This is a genomic window from Oryzomicrobium terrae, assembly GCF_008274805.1.
Taxonomy (GTDB): Bacteria; Pseudomonadota; Gammaproteobacteria; order Burkholderiales; family Rhodocyclaceae; genus Oryzomicrobium; species Oryzomicrobium terrae.
Window position 1 is genome coordinate 1,580,072 of sequence record NZ_CP022579.1, and the last position, 19,479, is coordinate 1,599,550.

17 protein-coding genes are annotated in these 19,479 nt (G+C 63.9%); 11 read left to right on the plus strand and 6 right to left on the minus strand.

Translation table 11 applies throughout. The features are described 5' to 3' along the window. Window positions 1-44 precede the first annotated feature (44 nt). Both OTERR_RS07325 and OTERR_RS07330 read left to right on the plus strand, forming a co-directional pair. The gene (locus tag OTERR_RS07325) at window positions 45-899 is read left to right on the plus strand and encodes a TPM domain-containing protein (RefSeq protein ID WP_246154390.1); all 855 of its coding nucleotides are present in this window, start codon (window positions 45-47) and stop codon (window positions 897-899) included. Window position 900: 1 nt separating this feature from the next. Further along, entirely contained in the window at window positions 901-1,404 is a 504-nt protein-coding gene (locus OTERR_RS07330; protein WP_054620662.1) for a TPM domain-containing protein, read from the plus strand. An 89-nt stretch (window positions 1,405-1,493) separates the two neighbouring features. On the opposite strand, the gene OTERR_RS07335 is transcribed toward OTERR_RS07330, so the two are convergent. Then, window positions 1,494-2,852, minus strand: a complete 1,359-nt coding sequence (locus OTERR_RS07335) for an EAL and HDOD domain-containing protein (protein ID WP_187775327.1) — start codon at window positions 2,850-2,852, stop codon at window positions 1,494-1,496. A gap of 142 nt (window positions 2,853-2,994) precedes the next feature. Continuing rightward, complete coding sequence (acnA, locus tag OTERR_RS07340; RefSeq protein ID WP_149425312.1) at window positions 2,995-5,697, minus strand: aconitate hydratase AcnA; 2,703 nt, start codon at window positions 5,695-5,697, stop codon at window positions 2,995-2,997. Window positions 5,698-5,971: 274 nt separating this feature from the next. Between acnA and OTERR_RS07345 the strand changes: the two genes are divergently transcribed. Continuing rightward, window positions 5,972-8,569 carry a bifunctional aconitate hydratase 2/2-methylisocitrate dehydratase gene (locus OTERR_RS07345; RefSeq protein ID WP_149425313.1) on the plus strand — a complete coding sequence of 866 codons (2,598 nt, stop codon included), beginning with the start codon at window positions 5,972-5,974 and terminating at the stop codon, window positions 8,567-8,569. A gap of 330 nt (window positions 8,570-8,899) precedes the next feature. Continuing rightward, window positions 8,900-9,541 carry a DUF5610 domain-containing protein gene (locus tag OTERR_RS07350; protein WP_149425314.1) on the plus strand — a complete coding sequence of 214 codons (642 nt, stop codon included), beginning with the start codon at window positions 8,900-8,902 and terminating at the stop codon, window positions 9,539-9,541. A 57-nt stretch (window positions 9,542-9,598) separates the two neighbouring features. Here the strand turns inward: OTERR_RS07350 and OTERR_RS07355 are convergent, their stop codons facing one another. From OTERR_RS07355 to OTERR_RS07370, 4 genes are all read right to left on the minus strand, one after another. Next, window positions 9,599-10,795, minus strand: a complete 1,197-nt coding sequence (locus OTERR_RS07355; RefSeq protein ID WP_149425315.1) for an SAM-dependent methyltransferase — start codon at window positions 10,793-10,795, stop codon at window positions 9,599-9,601. Between the two features lie 78 nt (window positions 10,796-10,873). Then, a complete protein-coding gene (locus tag OTERR_RS07360; RefSeq protein WP_149425316.1) occupies window positions 10,874-11,683 on the minus strand; it encodes a pseudouridine synthase in 810 nt (269 codons plus the stop codon). Window positions 11,684-11,696: 13 nt separating this feature from the next. Beyond that, a complete protein-coding gene (locus OTERR_RS07365) occupies window positions 11,697-12,140 on the minus strand; it encodes a DUF3617 domain-containing protein (protein WP_149425317.1) in 444 nt (147 codons plus the stop codon). Between the two features lie 133 nt (window positions 12,141-12,273). Next, window positions 12,274-13,269, minus strand: a complete 996-nt coding sequence (locus tag OTERR_RS07370) for a malate dehydrogenase (protein ID WP_149425318.1) — start codon at window positions 13,267-13,269, stop codon at window positions 12,274-12,276. A 284-nt stretch (window positions 13,270-13,553) separates the two neighbouring features. On the opposite strand from OTERR_RS07370, the gene OTERR_RS07375 reads away from it, so the two are divergent. The 7 genes from OTERR_RS07375 to gltA all read left to right on the plus strand — a co-directional run bounded on the left by OTERR_RS07375 (window position 13,554) and on the right by gltA (window position 19,381). Continuing rightward, the gene (locus OTERR_RS07375; protein WP_054620731.1) at window positions 13,554-14,291 is read left to right on the plus strand and encodes a GntR family transcriptional regulator; all 738 of its coding nucleotides are present in this window, start codon (window positions 13,554-13,556) and stop codon (window positions 14,289-14,291) included. Window positions 14,292-14,500: 209 nt separating this feature from the next. After that, complete coding sequence (sdhC, locus tag OTERR_RS07380) at window positions 14,501-14,893, plus strand: succinate dehydrogenase, cytochrome b556 subunit (RefSeq protein WP_054620671.1); 393 nt, start codon at window positions 14,501-14,503, stop codon at window positions 14,891-14,893. Further along, window positions 14,887-15,234 (plus strand): succinate dehydrogenase, hydrophobic membrane anchor protein, encoded by a 348-nt coding sequence (gene sdhD / locus OTERR_RS07385; RefSeq protein ID WP_149425319.1) that lies wholly within the window; start codon window positions 14,887-14,889, stop codon window positions 15,232-15,234. The genes sdhC and sdhD overlap by 7 nt, the downstream gene beginning before the upstream one ends. After that, window positions 15,235-17,022, plus strand: a complete 1,788-nt coding sequence (gene sdhA / locus OTERR_RS07390) for a succinate dehydrogenase flavoprotein subunit (RefSeq protein ID WP_149425320.1) — start codon at window positions 15,235-15,237, stop codon at window positions 17,020-17,022. It begins immediately after the preceding gene. Between the two features lie 14 nt (window positions 17,023-17,036). Further along, complete coding sequence (locus OTERR_RS07395; RefSeq protein WP_054620674.1) at window positions 17,037-17,741, plus strand: succinate dehydrogenase iron-sulfur subunit; 705 nt, start codon at window positions 17,037-17,039, stop codon at window positions 17,739-17,741. 13 nt (window positions 17,742-17,754) lie between these two features. Further along, window positions 17,755-18,000, plus strand: a complete 246-nt coding sequence (locus tag OTERR_RS07400; RefSeq protein WP_054620675.1) for an FAD assembly factor SdhE — start codon at window positions 17,755-17,757, stop codon at window positions 17,998-18,000. Window positions 18,001-18,085: 85 nt separating this feature from the next. Then, window positions 18,086-19,381 carry a citrate synthase gene (gene gltA, locus OTERR_RS07405; RefSeq protein WP_054620676.1) on the plus strand — a complete coding sequence of 432 codons (1,296 nt, stop codon included), beginning with the start codon at window positions 18,086-18,088 and terminating at the stop codon, window positions 19,379-19,381. Window positions 19,382-19,479: the final 98 nt, after the last annotated feature.

Below are 19,479 nucleotides of genomic sequence, written 5' to 3' on the forward strand. Positions count from 1 at the left end.
GTTTTTTGAGAGGGGGGCGCCAAACCCCGCGCCAGTACTTGATCTTGGCGTGGTGCCTTCTGATCGCCGCATTCTGCCTCGCTCTCCCGGCAGGGGCCGTGGAGAACGAGGCGGGGCGCGGCCTTGCGGCCATCCCCCCGTTGACGGCCCGGGTTACCGATACCACCGGCAGCCTGTCGGCGGAGCGCCGCCAGGCCCTGGAAGCCCGGCTGGCCGGTTTCGAGAAGGACAAGGGCGCCCAGATCGCCGTGCTGATCGTGCCCACCACCCAGCCCGAGGCCATCGAGCAATATTCGCTGCGCGTTGCCGAGGCCTGGAAGCTGGGCCGCGTCAAGGTGGATGACGGCCTGTTGCTGGTGGTGGCGAAAAACGACCGGCGCTTGCGCATCGAGGTGGGCTACGGCCTGGAGGGCGTGGTGCCCGATGCCATCGCCAAGCGCATCATCAGCGAGGTGATCGCGCCCAAGCTGGCGGCCGGGGATTTTCCCGGGGGTATCGACGCCGGGGTGGAGGCCCTGATCAAGGCCGTTTCCGGCGAGCCGCTGCCGGCGGTGGCCGCGCCGCAGCCGGGGCCGGGCAGCGAGGGCGATCTGGAATCGCTGTTCGTGCTGGTGATGATCATGGCCCTGGCCGTCGGCCAGGTGCTGCGGGCGATGTTCGGTCGCCTGTTCGGCTCTGCCGCGGTGGGGGGGGTGACCGGGGTGCTGGCCATGCTGATCGCCGGCAGTCTGGGCATCGCGCTGCTGGCCGGCGGGGTGGCCTTCGTCTTTTCCCTGCTGGGCTTGAGCCCGGCCATGCTCGGCGGCCTGGGCGGGGGCGGCTCCCGGGGCGGCGGCAATGGCGGCTTTTCCGGAGGCGGCGGCCGCTTCGGCGGCGGCGGCGCCTCGGGAGGATGGTGAGGTGACGGTGTTGCGCGTACTCAAACATCTGCTCTTGCCCGGTTGGTGGGGCAGGCGCTGTTTTCCCGCTGCCAGCCTGGCGCGCATCGAGGCGGCCATTGCTGATTCCGAAGCCCGGCATGGCGGCGAACTGCGCTTTGTCGTCGAGACGGCCCTGCCGCTGGCCTACCTGCGCCAAGGGGCGGCCGGCAGTCACGAGCGGGCCGTCGATCTGTTTGCCCAGTTGCGGGTGTGGGATACGGAAGCCAATACCGGCATCCTCATCTACGTGCTGCTGGCCGACCGCCGGGTGGAGATCGTGGCCGACCGGGGCATCCACGCCAAGGTCGGCGAAGCCGCCTGGCAGCGCTTGTGCCGGCAGATGAGCGACGACTTTCGCCAGGGCAACTACGAGTCCGGCGCCTTGGCCGCGCTGGCCGAGGTGACCCGCCTGCTCGAAACCCACGTGCCGCCGCCGGCCGACAATCCCAACGAACTGCCGGACCGGCCGTTGCTGCTCGATTAGGCGGGATTAGGTTGGATTAGGCGGCAAACCGGGCATCCAGCTGCCGGGACCCCCGGCCACTGGGTGGGCGGCCTCGCCGCCGGCCGTAATCAGGCCGGGATATCCGCCGGGGTGGTATAGCCCAGAGCTTCTTCCGCCCAGGCCAAGGCCGCCTGATTGGTCGCGCGCAGGGTCGTGGCGTCCAATCCCAGTTGGCCGGCCAGTGTCGTGGCCCGTTCCACCTGGCCCTTTTCCACCGCCAGGGCCAGCATCAGGTAGCGGGCGTAGGGGCCGGTGTTGTGCAGTAGCACCTCGCTCACCGTTTCCGGCAGACGCAGCCGTTCGAGGATCTGGGACAGGGGTGTGGCCAGCAGCAGCTCGAAGAGGGAGAGCAAGCCGACCAGGAACAATTCGTCGCAGACGGCCCGTGCCTGGCTGCCGGCCGCCACGGTTTCGAGGAAACGGGCGCGCACCAGGGCCACCTCGAGCAGGGCTTCGTCCCGGTCCCGGGTCTGGCCGACGCGGAACATGGAAACGCTCAGCCAGCGGTAGAGCCGGTCCCGTCCCAGTACCAGGATGGCTTGCTCCAGGCTGGCCACCGGACTGGACAGCCCGGCCGCCGGCGAATTGGCCAGGCCCAGCAGCTTGAGGGCCACGCCTGGGTCCTTCTTGGCGATGGCGCCCAGTTCGGCCGGGTCGGAATCGCTGCGCAGCAGATTGAGCATCTCGATCAGCACCAGCCGGCTCTGGTCGAGCCGGCTTTGCTGCTCGTCGGCATCCGGGGTGGTGAGGAAATCCCCCAGGCAGTACTCGAAGCCCCACTTGGCGATCATGCGCCGCTCGGGCCAGGAATGGACTGCCTCCGCCGCCAGTTGCAGGCCCGCCCGGCAGGCCTTGAGCCCCCGGGCGAGCTGCTCGAAGGTCTGAAGGGGAAGATCCTGAAGGGAGAGGAAGACCAGGTCCGCATTGGCCGCCAGGGGCAGGGTAGCCGGCTCCAGGTCGAGCCCGGTCAGGGCGATGCGGCTGCCGCTGGCGTGCAACCGGCGAAAAACCTCGCTGGCGGCCGCGCTGGCGAGAAAGCCGCTGGCTTCGGCGCGCAGGTCGAACAAGAAGTAGCTGTGGGGGGCCGCCAGGGGAAGGTATTCGTCCTGTAGTACGGCATCGGCCGTAATCGGAATGACCGCCAGACGGCGCTGGGCGAAGTTGCCGATCTCGGCTGCCGCGAGGGCCGATAGCAAGGCCGAGGAGGCGCCGGGGGCCTGGAGGGAGCGGTAGGAGAAACGGTAGCCGTAGAGCCGGTTGCGGGCATCGACCACTTCTTCCCGGTGCAATAGGGCCTCGGCGGCTTGGCGGCGGGCGAGGGCAGCGTGGTCTGGAGCGGCCGCGGGGGCAGGTTGAGCGGGGGCGGGCGGCGTGACTGGGGTGGTGGCGTCGTTGCTCTGACGCTTGAAAAATCGACTGAAAACCATGGATTCCCTGGGCGAGGTGAATAACGGCCGGCGTCTGGTGCGCCGTATATGATCACCTGCTAATTTTCCAGGAAACATGCCGCTTCCGGGAGGAACTATGACGCACCGGGTGCCACCGTTCCCCCCGGATAGACCCGTGGGCTTAAGCCATCAACTGGCGCAGCACGTAGGGCAGGATGCCGCCGTGGCGGTAGTAGTCCACCTCGATCGGCGTGTCGATGCGGCAGGTGACGGCAATCTCCCGCCCCGTGCCGTCGGCGCAGGTGATGCGCAGGCCCAGGGTCTGCTGGGGCTGGAGGGTGTCGTCCAGGTCAACGATGTCGAAGGTTTCGGTACCGTCTAGGCCCAGGGACTGGATGCTGTCCTGGCCCTGGAATTGCAGCGGCAGCACGCCCATGCCCACCAGGTTGGCCCGGTGGATGCGCTCGAAGCTTCGGGCCACCACCATCTTCACCCCGAGCAGTTGGGTGCCCTTGGCCGCCCAGTCCCGGGACGAGCCGGTGCCGTATTCCTCCCCGGCCAGCACGATGGTCGGGATGCCGCGCTGCAGGTAGGCGCTGGCGGCCTCGAACACCGAGGTCTGCCGGCCGTCGAGCAGGGTGTAGCCCCCTTCGACCCGGCTACCGTCCGCCTTGGGCGGCAGCATCAGGTTCTTCACCCGCACGTTGGCGAAGGTGCCGCGCACCATCACGTCGTGGTTGCCGCGGCGGGAACCGTAGGAGTTGAAGTTGAGGGGCGTCACCCCCTGGCCTTGCAGCCACTGGCCCGCCGGGGTGGCGGCCTTGAACGAGCCGGCCGGCGAGATGTGGTCGGTGGTCACCGAGTCCCCCAGCAGCAGCAAGGGCTTGGCTCCGGCGATGCCCTGGATCGTGCCCGGCTGCATGGAAAAGCCGTCGAAGAAGGGCGGCCGGGCGATGTAGGTGGAGGCCGGCCAGCCATAGACCTGACCGGAGGGGGCGGGCACCGCGTTCCACAGGTCGTGGTCCTTGGTGAAGTCGGCATAGAGCCGCTGGTAGGTGGCCGGGTCCTGGGCGTAGGGCAGCACGGCGTTGATCTCGTCGCTGCTCGGCCAGATGTCGCGCAGGTACACCGGCTGGCCGTCGCGGCCCGTGCCCAGGGGTTCCGCGGTCAGGTCCACGTTGGCCCGCCCGGCGATGGCGAAGGCCACCACCAGGGGCGGCGAGGCCAGGTAGTTGGCGCGGATGCTGGGGTGGATGCGGGCCTCGAAGTTGCGGTTGCCCGAGAGCACGGCGGCGGCCACCACGTCGTTGCCGGCGATGGCCTCATTGAACTCCGGCGCCAGGTCACCGGAGTTGCCGATGCAGGTGGTGCAGCCGTAACCGGCCAGGGCGAAGCCCAGCTTGGCCAGGGGTTCCAGCAGGCCGGCCTTTTCCAGGTACGCGGTGACCACTCGGGAGCCGGGGGCCAGGGAGGTCTTGATGTGGGGCTGGACCGTCAGGCCCTTGTCCACCGCCTTCTTGGCCAGCAGACCGGCGGCGATCAGCACCGCCGGGTTGGAGGTGTTGGTGCAGGAGGTGATGGCGGCGATCAGCACGTCGCCGTGGTGCAGGCTGACGCCGGGCATGGCCGTGGCTACGGTCTCGCCCAGGGCCTGGGCGCTCTTGCCGAAGCCGTTGTCGGCCACCGGGGCGGAAAACAGCCGGTCGAAGGTGCGGCCCATCTCGGGCAGGGGGATGCGGTCCTGGGGCCGCTTGGGCCCGGCCAGGGACGGCACCACGGTGGCCAGGTCCAGGGTGAGCACCTGGGAATAGTCGATCTGGCCGGCCCGGGGAATGCCGAACAGGTCCTGGGCGCGGAAGTAGCCTTCGAACAGGTCGGCTTCCTCGTCGCTGCGGCCGGTGTTGCGCAGGAAGGCCACGGTCTTCTCATCCGGGGGGAAGAAGCCCATGGTGGCGCCGTATTCCGGGGCCATGTTGGCGATGGTGGCCCGGTCGGTGACCGACAGGCTGGCGGTGCCCTCGCCGAAGAATTCGACGAACTTGCCCACCACCTTGGCCCGGCGCAGCAGTTCGGTGAGGGTCAGCACCAGGTCGGTGGCGGTGACGCCTTCGTTGAGCTTGCCTTGCAGTTCCACGCCGACCACATCCGGGGTGAGGAAGTACACCGGCTGGCCGAGCATGGCGGCTTCGGCCTCGATGCCGCCGACGCCCCAGCCGACCACGCCGACGCCGTTGATCATGGTGGTATGGGAATCGGTGCCCACCAGGGTGTCGGGGAAATACACCCCGTCCTTGCCGCGCACGCCGCGGAACAGGTATTCCAGGTTCACCTGGTGCACGATGCCGATGCCGGGGGGCACCACCTTGAAGGTGTCGAAGGCCTGCATGCCCCACTTCATGAACTGGTAGCGCTCGCCGTTGCGCTGGAATTCGTATTGCATGTTGCGCACCAGGGCGTCCGGGGTGCCATAGACGTCCACCTGCACCGAGTGATCCACCACCAGGTCCACCGGCACCAGGGGCTCGATGCGCTTGGGGTCGCGGCCCAGGTCGGCGGCCACGTTGCGCATGGCGGCAAGGTCGCAGAGCAGGGGAACACCGGTGAAGTCCTGCAGAACCACCCGGGCGACGACGAACGGAATCTCGTCGCTGCGGGGCGCATAGGCACCCCAGTTGGCCAGCTGGGCGACGTGCTCGCCGGTCACCTTGTTGCCGTCACACTGGCGCAACACGGCTTCAAGCACGATACGGATCGACACCGGCAAACGGGATATTGCGGGAAATCCGGAGGCGGCCAGGGCGGGGAGAGAGTAAAATTCGCCGCTTCGGCCCGCCGGGGTCGAAAAGCGTTGCCGGGTGGTTGCGTAAGGGTTCGGCTGGGTCATGACAACTCCTTGAGGACTGTCGCAGGATCGGCTCCGTGGCTTGGAGGCACCTGATTGATCTTAGTCCGACCCGGTGTTGCCTGTCGGGTTCCGCCGCTGGTGCGTTGCAACGCACCGGCCGGCTTCGATCTCCCCCAAAGAATGCCAGTGTTTTTTTGCGCTTTTTTGGCGTCCGACGTTCACACCCTAACGCTAAAAAGCTATCATATATAAGACTTGGGTCCGCCTTGGCGGATGCCAGGGAGTTTGGACCTTCTCGTGTGAGGATTGAGCCGTGCTGGAAACCTATCGTGCCCACGTGGCCGAGCGCGCTGCGCTTGGCATTCCGCCCCTGCCGCTGACGGCGAAGCAGACCGAAGAACTGATCGCGCTGCTGAAGAACCCGCCCAAGGGCGAAGAGCAGGCCCTGGTTGAGCTCATCACCCACCGCGTGCCGGCCGGCGTGGATGACGCCGCCAAGGTCAAGGCCGCCTTCCTGGCCAAGGTCGCCAAAGGCGAAGAATCCTGCGCCCTGGTGTCCCGCGCCAAGGCCACCGAACTGCTGGGCACCATGCTCGGCGGCTTCAACATCAAGCCCCTGATCGACCTGCTCGGCGACGCCGAAGTGGGCGGCGTGGCGGCCGAGGGCCTGAAGAAGACCCTGCTGGTGTTCGACTACTTCCACGACGTGGCCGAGCTGGCCAAGTCCGGCAACGCCAACGCCAAGGCCGTGCTGCAGTCCTGGGCCGATGGCGAGTGGTTCACCTCCCGCCCCGAAGTGCCGGCTTCCCAGAAGCTCACCGTTTTCAAGGTCACCGGCGAAACCAACACCGACGACCTGTCCCCGGCCCCGGATGCCTGGTCCCGCCCGGACATCCCGCTGCACGCCCTAGCCATGCTGAAGAACCCGCGCCCGGGCATCACCCCGGAAGAAGCCGGCGTGCGCGGCCCGGTCAAGTTCCTCGAAGAACTGCGCGCCAAGGGCAACCTGGTTGCCTACGTGGGTGACGTGGTCGGCACCGGCTCCTCCCGCAAGTCCGCCACCAACTCGGTGCTGTGGTTCACCGGCGAAGACATCCCCTTCGTCCCGAATAAGCGCTTCGGCGGCGTCTGCCTGGGTTCCAAGATCGCCCCGATCTTCTTCAACACCATGGAAGACGCCGGCGCCCTGCCGATCGAAATCGACGCCGGCCAGATGGACATGGGCGACGAGATCGAGCTGAAGGTCGATCACGCCAGCGGTAAGGTCACCGCCCTCAAGAACGGTGCCGTGATCGCCGAATCCCAGCTCAAGACCCTGGTGATCCTGGACGAAGTGCGCGCCGGCGGCCGCATCCCCCTGATCATCGGCCGTGGCCTCACCGCCAAGGCCCGCGAGGCCCTGGGCCTGGCCCCCTCCACCCTGTTCCGCCTGCCCCAGAACCCGGCCGATTCCGGCAAGGGTTTCTCCCTGGCGCAGAAGATGGTCGGCCGCGCCTGTGGCCTGCCGGAAGGCCAGGGCATCCGCCCGGGTACCTACTGCGAACCGAAGATGACCACCGTCGGTTCCCAGGACACCACCGGCCCCATGACCCGCGACGAACTGAAGGACCTGGCTTGCCTGGGCTTCTCCGCCGACATGGTGATGCAGTCCTTCTGCCACACCGCCGCCTACCCGAAGCTGGTGGACGTGCGCATGCACCGCGAGCTGCCGTCCTTCATCAGCACCCGCGGCGGCGTCGCCCTGCGTCCGGGTGACGGCGTGATCCACTCCTGGCTGAACCGCCTGCTGCTGCCGGACACCGTCGGCACCGGCGGTGACTCCCACACCCGTTTCCCGATCGGCATCTCCTTCCCGGCCGGCTCCGGTCTGGTGGCCTTCGCCGCCGCTACCGGCGTGATGCCCCTGGATATGCCCGAATCCGTGCTGGTGCGCTTCAAGGGCAAGATGCAGCCCGGCGTCACCCTGCGTGACCTGGTCAATGCCATTCCCCTGTACGCCATCCGCCAGGGCCTGCTGACCGTCGAGAAGAAGGGCAAGAAGAACATCTTCTCCGGCCGCATCCTGGAAATCGAAGGTCTGCCCGACCTGAAGGTGGAACAGGCCTTCGAACTGACCGACGCTTCCGCCGAGCGCTCCGCCGCCGGCTGCACGGTGCACCTCAACAAGGAACCGATCGTCGAGTACATGAACTCGAACATCACCTTGATGAAGTGGATGATCGCCAACGGCTACCAGGATGCCCGCACCCTGAAGCGCCGCATCAAGGCCATGGAAGAGTGGATCGCCAAGGGCGAGCTGCTCAAGGCCGACGCCGATGCCGAATACGCCGCCGTGATCGAGATCGACCTGGCCGACATCAAGGAGCCCATCGTCGCCTGCCCGAACGACCCGGACGACGTGAAACTGCTGTCCGAAGTCGCCGGCGACAAGATCGACGAAGTGTTCATCGGCTCGTGCATGACCAACATCGGCCACTTCCGCGCCGCGGGCAAGGTGCTGGATGGCAAGTCCGACATCCCGACCCGTCTGTGGATCGCCCCGCCGACCAAGATGGACGCCATGATCCTCAACGAGGAAGGCTACTACTCGGTTCTCGGCAAGTCCGGCGCCCGCATGGAAATGCCCGGCTGCTCCCTGTGCATGGGCAACCAGGCGCAGATCCGCAAGGGTTCCACCGCCATGTCCACCTCCACCCGGAACTTCCCGAACCGGCTGGGCATCGACACCCGGGTTTACCTGGGTTCCGCCGAACTGGCGGCTGTCTGCGCCCTGCTCGGCAAGATCCCGAGTGTGGCCGAGTACATGGAGCAGGTGAACGTGGTCAACCAGAAGGCTGCCGATATCTACCGCTACATGAACTTCGACCAGATCGCCGAGTTCAAGGACGTGGCCGATACCGTCACGCTCTGACGATGCAGGAATAAAACCAAAGGAAGTAGCGAGGAGGGAACGGCTCCGCCCACAAGGCGGGGCCGTTTTTTTTTGCGCCTGTTGCAGGATGGGGCGGTGGCAGCACATATCCGAACAGGCGCTTCGATGCACGTGCAGCATCGCCAGGCAGCCCCTCAGTTTGCCGTTCTGAGTGGCCGACTTGCCGAATTGCCTGGCATCGATGGGCCGCGGTGTGAATATTTGCCTGGGTGTGTCAATTTATCGTCAGGAATCGCTCAAGTTTCTCCTGCAGCGAACGCTATAACGATAAGAGGCTGGCATAAGGCCGGTTCGATTCTGGAGACTCCCATGACGATTTCCCTTCCTACGGGCAGTGCCGCTGCCGCCACTGCTTCGCAATCGAGCAAAGCGGCCCAGCCGTTACCTGCGGCAGGAGCCGACAAGGCCAAGGCCAGCGGTGACTCCCAGGTGAAAAGTGCTGAAGCGTCTGCCCGCAGCGCCTTGAATGTGCAGATTTTGCAGTCGTCCTTGGAAGTGTCGATCCAGGCAGGGGATAAATCCCAGGCCCTGCTGTTCCGTTCGGCCATCGACAAGATCAATGAAGCGCTTGCTCCGGATCTGGGGCCCGATGCCCTGCAAGGTGCCATGAGCCAGGATAATTCTCCGGAGGCAACCGCCGGCCGTATCGTTGCCTTGTCCACTGGCTTTTTTGACGCCTACGCCGCCCAGCATCCGGGTGAAGATCCCGAGACCTTGGCGCGGAACTTCGTGGACCTGATCCGTGGCGGCTTCGAGAAGGGGTTTGGCGAAGCCAAGGAACTGCTCAAGGGATTGGGGGTGCTGAGCGGCGATATCGAGAGCGGCATCATGAAAACCTACGACCTGGTGCATAAGGGGCTGGACGATTTCCTTGGCGCCAAGCTTGCTCCGCCGGCCGCGAGCGATACCGCGTCCCCGGGTGGCGATAAAGCGACCGCCGCATCGTCCTGAGACGTTCTTATGCCTCATGCCCCCGCAGTGGATAACCGCGGAGGACTGCTGGGGGAGTTAGCCCGCATACATCCAGTTGCGGGTCAGGGGCAGGGAGCTGGCGTGGCCGTAAGGCGTCGCGAGGATCTGGTGGATGGCCATCCAGCCATGGCGAAAGCCGTGGGCACAACCGGCCAGGTAGACGCGCCAGATGCGGTAGCGCTTTTCGCCGGCGATGCGACGGATGGCTTCGGCGTTGGCCTCGAAGCGCTGCGCCCAGTGGTCCAGGGTCAGCGCGTAATGGCGGCGCAGGTTTTCCACGTCTGCAGTTTCCAGGCCGGCGGCTTCCAGTTCGCGCAGTGCCAGTGAGATGTGCGGTAGTTCCCCGTTGGGAAAGACATAGCGGTCGATGAATCGGCCGCCCCCCCAGGGAGTTTCTCCCGATTCGGGATCAGTGGACGTGATGCCGTGGTTGAGCACGATGCCGTCATCCTTGAGCAGATGGCGCAGGGTGGTGAAGTAGCCGCGCAGGTGTTTGAGGCCGACGTGCTCGAACATGCCGATGCTGGTGATGCGGTCGAACTTGCCCGTCATGTCCCGGTAGTCGGTGAGATGCACCTCGCAGCGATTGGCCAGGCCGGCCCTGGCAATGCGCTCCTTGGCTAGCTCGTATTGCTGCTGTGACAGGGTGATGCCCACGGCTGTGGCGCCATATTTTTCCACGGCCCGCAGGATCAGGGCGCCCCAGCCACAACCGATGTCGAGCAGGCGATCGCCGGGACGGAGGCGGATCTTGGTCAGGATGTGGTCGAGCTTGGCGACCTGGGCTGCTTCCAGGGTGTCGTTCGGACGATTGAAATAGGCGCAGGAATAGATCATTTCCTGGTCCAGCCACAGGCGATAGAAGTCGTTGGCCACGTCGTAGTGGTAGGCGATGGCATCGGCGTCGACCTTGCGTGAGTGGCGCACCATGTGGCGGATACGGCCGTAGCGACCGGTCGGTGCAAGGGCATGGCTGGCAAGCCGCGTCGCGCCGTCGATCAGCGTATGGAGTGGGCCTTCCACGTCGATATGGCCCTCGACATAGGCCTCGCCCAAGCGGTCCAGGCTGGGGCGGAGCAGGCGGGTGAGGCCAATGCTGTCGCGGATGTGCAGGGTGACGCCGGGGTCGTGGCCGAGGGCGAAGCGGGTGCCATCCCACAACGAAATCGCCAGAGGCAGATCGTAGCGGGTGAGGCGTTGGACGAAGTCAGGAAGCCGGTTGCGCCAAAACATGGACTGCTACCTCCCCGGAGCGGCAATGGGCAGCCAGCAACTAGCTGCTCAAAAAGGCGGGTAAAAAGCCTATGACGCCTAGTCTGCCGGTGAAGTTGCAACTTCGTCAGGAGCGGGGCTTGGTGTGTACCAGGCGGTGGGCAGGGCATTAGCCCAGCCCCAGCGTTCCACCAGCGCCGCAAATTGACCGTTCACGGGGGCCTGCAACAGCAGGGGGGCTCCGCTGATGGGGTGGTGCAAGCGGGTTTCCACGCAGTGCAGGAGCAGGCGGTGAGCGCCGTAATGCTCCTGGATCATGCGGTTGTGGCGGCCCTTGCCGTAGCGGGAGTCGCCGATGATCGGGTGGGCAATGTGCTTCATGTGGCGGCGCAGTTGGTGGCGCCGCCCGGTTAGCGGAGATAGGGCGACCAAGGCGTAGCGGCTGGTAGGGTAGCGGTCCACTGCAATCGGCACTTCGATAGTCGCCAGGCGTCGGTAGCGCGTGACAGCGGCTTGAACCGTTGCGCCGTTGGCTATGCCGGCTTCGGTATTGCGAGCGGTGTCGGGAGGTGCCTCGCCATCGTCCTGGCGTTCTAGGGGGTGGTCGATTTCCCCGCTTTCGGCGGGGTGGCCGCGCACCACGGCCAGGTAGGTTTTTTCTACGGCTTGGGTAGCGAAAGATTCGCTCATGGTGCGGCAATCCTCTGCCGACAGGGCAAACAGTAAAATTCCCGACGTGCCTTTGTCGAGGCGGTGCACCGGCCAGACTTTGCGGCCGATCTGGTCGCGCAGCATCTGCACGGCGAAGCGGGTTTCGTGAAAGTCGAGGAAGCTGCGGTGGGTGAGCAGGCCGGGGGGCTTGTCGATGGCGACCAGCGCGTCGTCCTGATAGAGGATGGTAAGACTCACGGCAAGGGCTGGTTCAACAGGTGCCGATGCGCTTGCCGGTCATGCGCTGCTGTACTTCGCCCAAGCCTTCTATGCTTGGCGAAAAGCGCATCTTGCTCTGCAGGTCGAAGCTTTCCGCTGCAACCGTACCGGTTGCAGAACCCGTCATGCTCTGGCCCCCTGTCTTGCAGGCCAGGTCGTAGGAAAACTTGCCGCCGCTATTCTTGACGTTACTCACTGTGCACGGGTTCTTGGGGTCGTTGGGCGCAATATGGCGGTTTTCCGCGATGTCCTTGGCCGTCAGGCAGCGCTTCAACGTTTGCGCCGGTATGGCGGTCATGCCCCCGGGGGCGGAAATTTCCATGCGAAATTCCCATAACCCCGGCTGAACCACCGGATCGGCTGCCTGCGCGGAGGCGAATGGAAGCAGGAGCGCTAAAGCCGGCAGGGCAAGGCGGTGAAAGGTAGGGCGGGGCATGGGAGTTTCCTCAGGTGACAGGGGAGGGGCGGGAGGTCCGGTCGGCAATTTTACGACGGGAGGCTTGCCGGTTCGGGCAATAAAAAAGGGCTGCCGGATTTTCCGGCAGCCCTTTTCGCAGTCGCAGGCTCGATTACTTGAGCATGTCGGCCACAGCGGCGCGCTCGCCTTCGAGCTCGTCGAGGGTCTTCTGGATCTTTTCCTTGGAGTAGGCGTCGATTTCCAGGCCTTCGATGACCTTGAAGGAACCGCCCTTGCACTCGCAGGGGAAGCCGAACACCACACCTTCGGGGATACCGTAGCTGTTGCCGGCGGGAGCGGGTACGCCCATGGTGACCCAGTCGTCGGAGCCGAGGGCCCAGTCGTGCATGTGGTCGATGGCGGCGTTGGCGGCAGAGGCGGCAGAAGACAGGCCGCGGGCGTCGATGATGGCGGCGCCGCGCTTGCCCACGGTGGGCAGGAACACATCGTTGTTCCAGACAGCGTCGTTCACCAGGGCCTTGACGTTGTCGCCGTTGGAGGTGGCGAAACGGTAATCGGCGTACATGGTGGGGGAGTGGTTGCCCCAGACCACCATCTGCTTGAAGGAGGACACTGGACGGCCGGTCTTGGCGGACAGCTGGGACAGGGCGCGGTTATGATCCAGGCGCAGCATGCCGTGGTAGTTGTTCGGGTTGGTGCGGCCGACTTTGATGGCGGCGGCGCGGGCGATGTAGGCATTGGTGTTGCAGGGGTTGCCTACCACCAGGACCTTCACGTTTTCATTGGCGTTTTCGGCGATAGCCTTGCCCTGAACGGTGAAGATGGCGCCATTGGCGGTCAACAGATCGGCGCGCTCCATGCCGGGGCCGCGGGGGCGGGCGCCCACGAGCAGGCAGTAGTCGGCGTCCTTGAAGGCCACGTTCGGGTCGTCGGTCGCGACCACACCGGCGAGCAGCGGGAAGGCACAGTCTTCCAGTTCCATGATGACGCCCTGGACGGCCTTCTGAGCCTGGGGCAGATCGAGGAGTTGAAGAATGACGGGTTGGTCCTTACCGAGCATTTCGCCGCTGGCAATGCGGAACAGCAGGCTGTAACCGATCTGGCCGGCGGCGCCAGTGACGGCGACGCGAACGGGGGCTTTGGACATAGTGCGACTCCTGTTAAGGCTGTCTATAAAAAGTACTGCGTACGGTTGCTGTTGCTGCGTCCCTAGCCGGCAGGATGGCTCCTGGAGGGGGCGGGGCATCAGGGGAGGGCATTTTGCACTTCCTGGGGCCGGCCGTCGACCCGGGTACGGTGAGGGCTTTTGAGCCGAACAATATTAGGAATTAAGTGCTGATAAGTCAATGACCTATCATATGTCTTATATAAGATGTAAGAATAAAGTTTTAGAATAGACGTTCCTAACAATTTATGTTCAAATACCCGCCCATGAATCGCACGCCTGCTGCATCTCCGACTTTCTCGCCGCTCTACCGGCAGATCAAGGAGCTGATGATGAAAAGCCTGGAAGCCGGAGAATGGCATCCGGGCGATGCCATCCCCAGCGAAACCGAGCTGGCGTCGCGCTTTAACGTGAGCCAGGGGACGGTGCGCAAGGCTATCGATGAGATGGCAGCAGAGAATCTGCTGGTGCGTCGCCAGGGTAAGGGTACCTTTGTCGCGACCCATGCCGATCCCCGCGCGTTTTTCCGTTTCTTGCGCCTGGTGCCGATCGAGGGGGGCTTGCAGCCCCACGACAGCGAGCCGCTTGACTGCATTCGCGTCAAGGCTGGTGTCGATGCCGCCCGTGTTCTCGATCTCGAACACGGCGCGCCGGTGACCATCGTGCATCGCCTGCTTCGCTTTGAGGGCGAGCCGGTGGTAGTCGATGAAATCTATCTTCCCGGGGAGTTGTTCCCCGATCTCACTCTGGACGTTCTCCAGTCCAGCGATAAATCCCTCTATAGCCTGTTCGAGTCCCGTTACGGGGTACGCATGCTCCGTGCCGAGGAGCGCATCCGCGCTGTGGCTGCCGAGCGTGGCGTGGCTGAGCGGCTTCAGGTTCCGGAGGGTAGCCCCTTGCTTCTGGTCGAGCGCGTCACCTACACCTATGGCAACAAGCCGGTGGAGTGGCGGCGCGGCTTCTATTCGACCCAGAAGCACGTGTACCTCAACGAATTGAATTGATGGGTCGGGTGCAGGCGGGCGGTCGTCAGGACAGAGGTTTGTCGGGAAGGATATAATTTTCGTCTTACCTAAGTCCGGTAGGACGGGTTGGGCCGCTGTTTCAGCGGGGAGTCTAAATGCAGCAAAGCGGGTCGGGCGGTCTGACCCGGAAGTGCCGGAAGTTTCGGTGTTTCAAGATTCGGCCGCGCTTAGTTGAGGGAAGAAGATACATGGCTGAGCTCACCATGAAGAAGAAACGTCCAAAGAACTTGGACCTCCTGTCGATCAAGCAGCCGCTTCCGGCTGTGCTGTCGATTCTCCATCGCGTCAGCGGTGCGGGCCTGTTCCTGTTCCTGCCGGTGCTGCTGTGGTTGTTCCAAAGCAGTCTTGCATCGCCTGATTCCTTCGCCATGGTGAAGGGGTTGGCCGGGAATATCGTCGTCAAGGTGGTGCTGCTCGGTCTGCTGTGGGCCTATTGCCATCATTTCTGCGCCGGTATCCGCTATCTGCTGCTCGACGGTCACATCGGCATCGAGAAGGAAGCCGCTCGGATGACCAGCAAAATCTCTTTTGCCGTCAGCCTCGTGGCCACGGCGATCCTCGGGGGGGCGCTGCTGTGGTAAATCGTATCGTTGTTGGGGCTGGTTACGGCCTGCGCGACTGGATTGCCCAGCGCGCCACTGCGGTCATCATGGCCGTCTATACCGTCATTCTGCTGGTGGCTGTCGTCGCCAATGGCGGTAGCACTTTTGAAGCCTGGCACGCTCTGTTTGCCAACGGTTTCATGAAGTTCGCCACCTTCCTGGCGCTTCTGTCCCTCTTCTACCACGCCTGGATCGGCGTGCGCGACATCTTCATGGACTACATCAAGCCGACCGGTCTGCGCCTCGGTCTGATGGTGGTCTTGATCGCCGCCCTGGTGGGCTATGCCGGCTGGGCCGCCCAGATTCTGTGGAGACTGTAAGTGAATATTCCCGTTCATAAGTACGATGCAGTGATCGTCGGTGCCGGTGGTGCCGGCCTGCGCGCTGCCATCCAGCTGTCCGAAGCCGGTCTCAAAACCGCCGTGCTGTCCAAAGTCTTCCCGACCCGCTCCCACACCGTGGCAGCTCAGGGTGGGGTGGCTGCATCCCTCGGCAACTCCGAGGAAGATCACTGGCACTGGCACATGTACGACACCGTCAAGGGGTCCGACTGGCTCGGCGACCAGGACGCCATCGAGTTCATGTGCCGCAAGGCCAATGAAGTGGTGGTCGAGCTTGAGCACTACGGCATGCCTTTCGACCGTCTGGACAACGGCAAGATCTATCAGCGCCCCTTCGGTGGCCACATGTCCAACTTTGGCGAGCGCCCCGTACGTCGCTCCTGTGCCGCGGCCGACCGTACCGGTCACGCCATGCTGCACGCCATGTACCAGCGCAACGTCAAGGCCAACACCCAGTTCTTCGTCGAATGGATGGCCCTGGACCTGATCCGCGATGTGGATGGCACCGTGCTCGGCGTCACCGCCCTGGAAATGGAAACCGGCGAAGTCCACATCTTCCACGCCAAGGCGACCCTGTTCGCCACCGGCGGCGCCGGCCGTATCTTCTACAGCTCCACCAACGCCTTCATCAACACCGGCGACGGTGTCGGCATGGCGGCGCGTGCCGGCATCCCGCTCGAAGACATGGAGTTCTGGCAGTTCCACCCGACCGGCGTGGCCGGCGCCGGCGTGCTGATCACCGAAGGCGTGCGTGGCGAAGGCGGTATTCTGCGCAACTCCTCCGGCGAGCGTTTCATGGAACGCTACGCACCGAATGCCAAGGATCTGGCCTCCCGCGACGTGGTGTCCCGCGCCATGGCCACGGAAATCAAGGAAGGTCGCGGCTGCGGTCCCAACAAGGATTTCGTGCTGCTCGACATCACTCACCTGGAACCGGCCACTATCATGAAGCGCCTGCCCGGCATTCGTGAAATTGCCATCCAGTTCGCCGGTGTTGATCCGATCAAGACCCCGATTCCGGTGGTGCCGACCTGTCACTACCAGATGGGCGGTATCCCCACCAACTACTCCGGTCGTGTGGTGGTTCCCCAGGGCGGCGACTACAACGTGGCCGTGCCCGGCTTCTATGCTGCTGGCGAATGCGCCTGCGCTTCGGTGCACGGTGCCAACCGCCTCGGTACCAACTCCTTGCTCGACCTGCTGGTGTTCGGCAAGTCCTCCGGCGAGACCATGGTCGAGGACATCAAGGCCATGCCTGCGTCGCACCGCGAACTGCCTAAGGATGCGGCCGACGTGTCCTTGGCCCGGATCGCCCGCCTCGATTCGCAGAAGTCCGGCGAAAACGTGCATGAAGCTCGCCTCGCCATGCAGCGCACCATGCAGGATCACGCCGGTGTGTTCCGCTTCAAGGACATGCTGGCCAAGGGGGTGGAAAAGATCGCCGAGGTGGAAGAGCGGGTCAAACGTACCGAGATCAAGGATAAGTCCAAGGTCTGGAATACCGCCCGTACCGAAGCTCTGGAACTGGAAAACCTGATCGAGGTTGCCAAGGCCACCATGGTCTCCGCCAATGGCCGTACCGAATCCCGCGGCGCCCACGTGCGCGACGACGCAGTGGATACCCCGGAACATCCCGATGGCCGCAACGACCAGGAATGGCTGAAGCACACCCTATGGCATCGCGACGGCAACCGTCTCGACTACAAGCCGGTGAACATGAAGCCCCTGACGGTCGAGACGATCGCCCTGAAGAAGCGCGCCTACTAAGGAGTTCCAGATAAATGGCTACCGTGAAGTTTTCTATCTACCGCTACGATCCGGACAAGGACGACAAGCCGTACATGCAGGACATTTCGGTGGAACTGGATTCCACCGATCGCAAGCTCCTGGATGCCATGGTCAAGCTGAAGGCCCTGGACGATACCCTGGCTTTCCGTCGCTCCTGCCGTGAAGGTGTGTGCGGTTCCGACGCCATGAACATCAATGGCAAGAACGGCCTGGCCTGTCTGACCGATATCGACAGCCTGGCCCAGCCGATCGTGCTGCGGCCGCTGCCGGGTCTGCCGGTGGTTCGCGATCTGATCGTGGACATGACGCAGTTCTTCAAGCAATACCACTCGATCAAGCCCTATCTGATCAACAACGATCCGGCTCCGGAGCGCGAGCGGCTGCAATCCCCGGAAGACCGGGAAGAACTGAACGGGCTGTATGAGTGCATCCTGTGCGCCTGCTGCTCCACGTCCTGCCCGTCGTTCTGGTGGAACCCGGACAAGTTCGTCGGCCCTGCCGGTCTGTTGGCGGCCTACCGCTTCCTGGCCGATACCCGCGACCAGGCAACCAACGAGCGTCTCGACAATCTTGAAGACCCGTACCGTCTGTTCCGCTGCCACACCATCATGAACTGCGTCGATGTCTGCCCGAAGGGTCTCAACCCGACCAAGGCCATCGGCAAGATCAAGGACATGATGGTTCAGCGGATGGTCTGATCGGACGAATCACGTGAGTCTTACGCAAGAGGAACTGAATCGTCTGCGCTGGCGCTGCGTTCGCCGCGGCCTGCTTGAAGTCGACATCACGCTGGAAAGATTTCTCGACGAGAAATTCTCCAGCCTGAACGACGAGCAGGTCCAGGTGTTCGTGGAATTGGCAGACATGGACGATCACGAGCTCTGGGGGCTGATCAACGGCACCCTGGAGCCGGCAACACCGCAAGAGGCCGAAGTACTGGCCATGTTGCGCAAGTAGGAGAAAGCGGAAAGGAGCGGTGCCGTATCGCGGCACCGCTCCCCTTCGCAGGGTGCAGTGCAGACTTCCTAACAGGGACAGAAACATGAGCGAACGCAAGGCTATTCTCACGATTGAAGGCAAGGACCCGGTCGAATTTCCCATCATGTCGCCGACCCACGGCAACGACACGATCGACATTCGCACCCTCGGCGGCAAAACCGGGTTTTTCACCTACGACTCCGGTTTTCTTTCCACTGCTAGCTGCAAATCCAAGATCACCTTCATCGACGGTGACAAGGGTGAGTTGCTGTACCGCGGCTACCCCATCGAGCAGCTGGCCGAAAACTGCAACTTCCTCGAAGTCGCCTATCTGCTGAAGAACGGCGAACTGCCCAACAAGAAAGAAAAGGAACAGTTCGAGTCCACCATCAAGAGCCACACGATGGTGCACGAGCAACTGGCCAAGTTCTTCAGCGGCTTCCGTCGCGATGCACACCCGATGGCCGTGATGGTCGGCGTGGTGGGTGCCCTGTCCGCCTTCTACCACGAAGCAATGGACTTCTCTGACGCCGAGCACCGTAGCATCAGCTTCAACCGCCTGGTCGCCAAGCTGCCCACCATCGTGGCCATGGCGTACAAGTACAACACCGGGCAGCCGTTCATGTATCCCCGCAACGACCTGGGCTACACCGCCAACTTCATGCACATGATGTTCGGTACGCCCTGCGAGGAGTACAAGCCGAACCCCGTGCTGGTCCGCGCTCTGGACATCATCTTCACCCTGCACGCTGACCACGAGCAGAATGCTTCCACCTCCACGGTGCGTCTGGCCGGCTCTTCCGGTGCCAACCCCTTTGCCTGTATCGCCGCTGGTATCGCCTGCCTGTGGGGTCCGGCTCACGGCGGTGCCAACGAGGCCTGCCTGAACATGCTGGAAGAGATCGGCGACGTGTCCCGCGTGCCCGAGTTCATCGCCCGCGCCAAGGACAAGAACGATCCCTTCAAGCTGATGGGCTTCGGTCACCGCGTCTATAAGAACTTCGACCCGCGCGCCAAGCTGATGCGCAAGGTGTGCAACGAAGTGCTGACCGAACTCGGCCTGGAAAACGATCGCCTGTTCAAGCTGGCAATGGAACTGGAAAAGATCGCTCTGGAAGATCCGTACTTCGTCGAGAAGAAGCTCTACCCGAACGTGGACTTCTACTCCGGCATCGTGCAGAAGGCCCTCGGCATCCCGACCTCCATGTTCACCTGCATCTTCGCCCTGGCTCGGACCGTGGGCTGGATGACCCAGTGGGAAGAGATGATCACCGATCCGGAATACAAGATCGGCCGGCCGCGCCAGCTGTACGTCGGCGCTGCCAAGCGCGACGTGGTGCCGCTCGACAAGCGTGCATAACTAAAGGGGCGCCCGTCGCCCCTTTTTTACAAACACTCTGCCCGGCATCCCCCAAGGCACCCGTGTGCTGTGAGGATGGATGAGCGGGACGGAGTGCA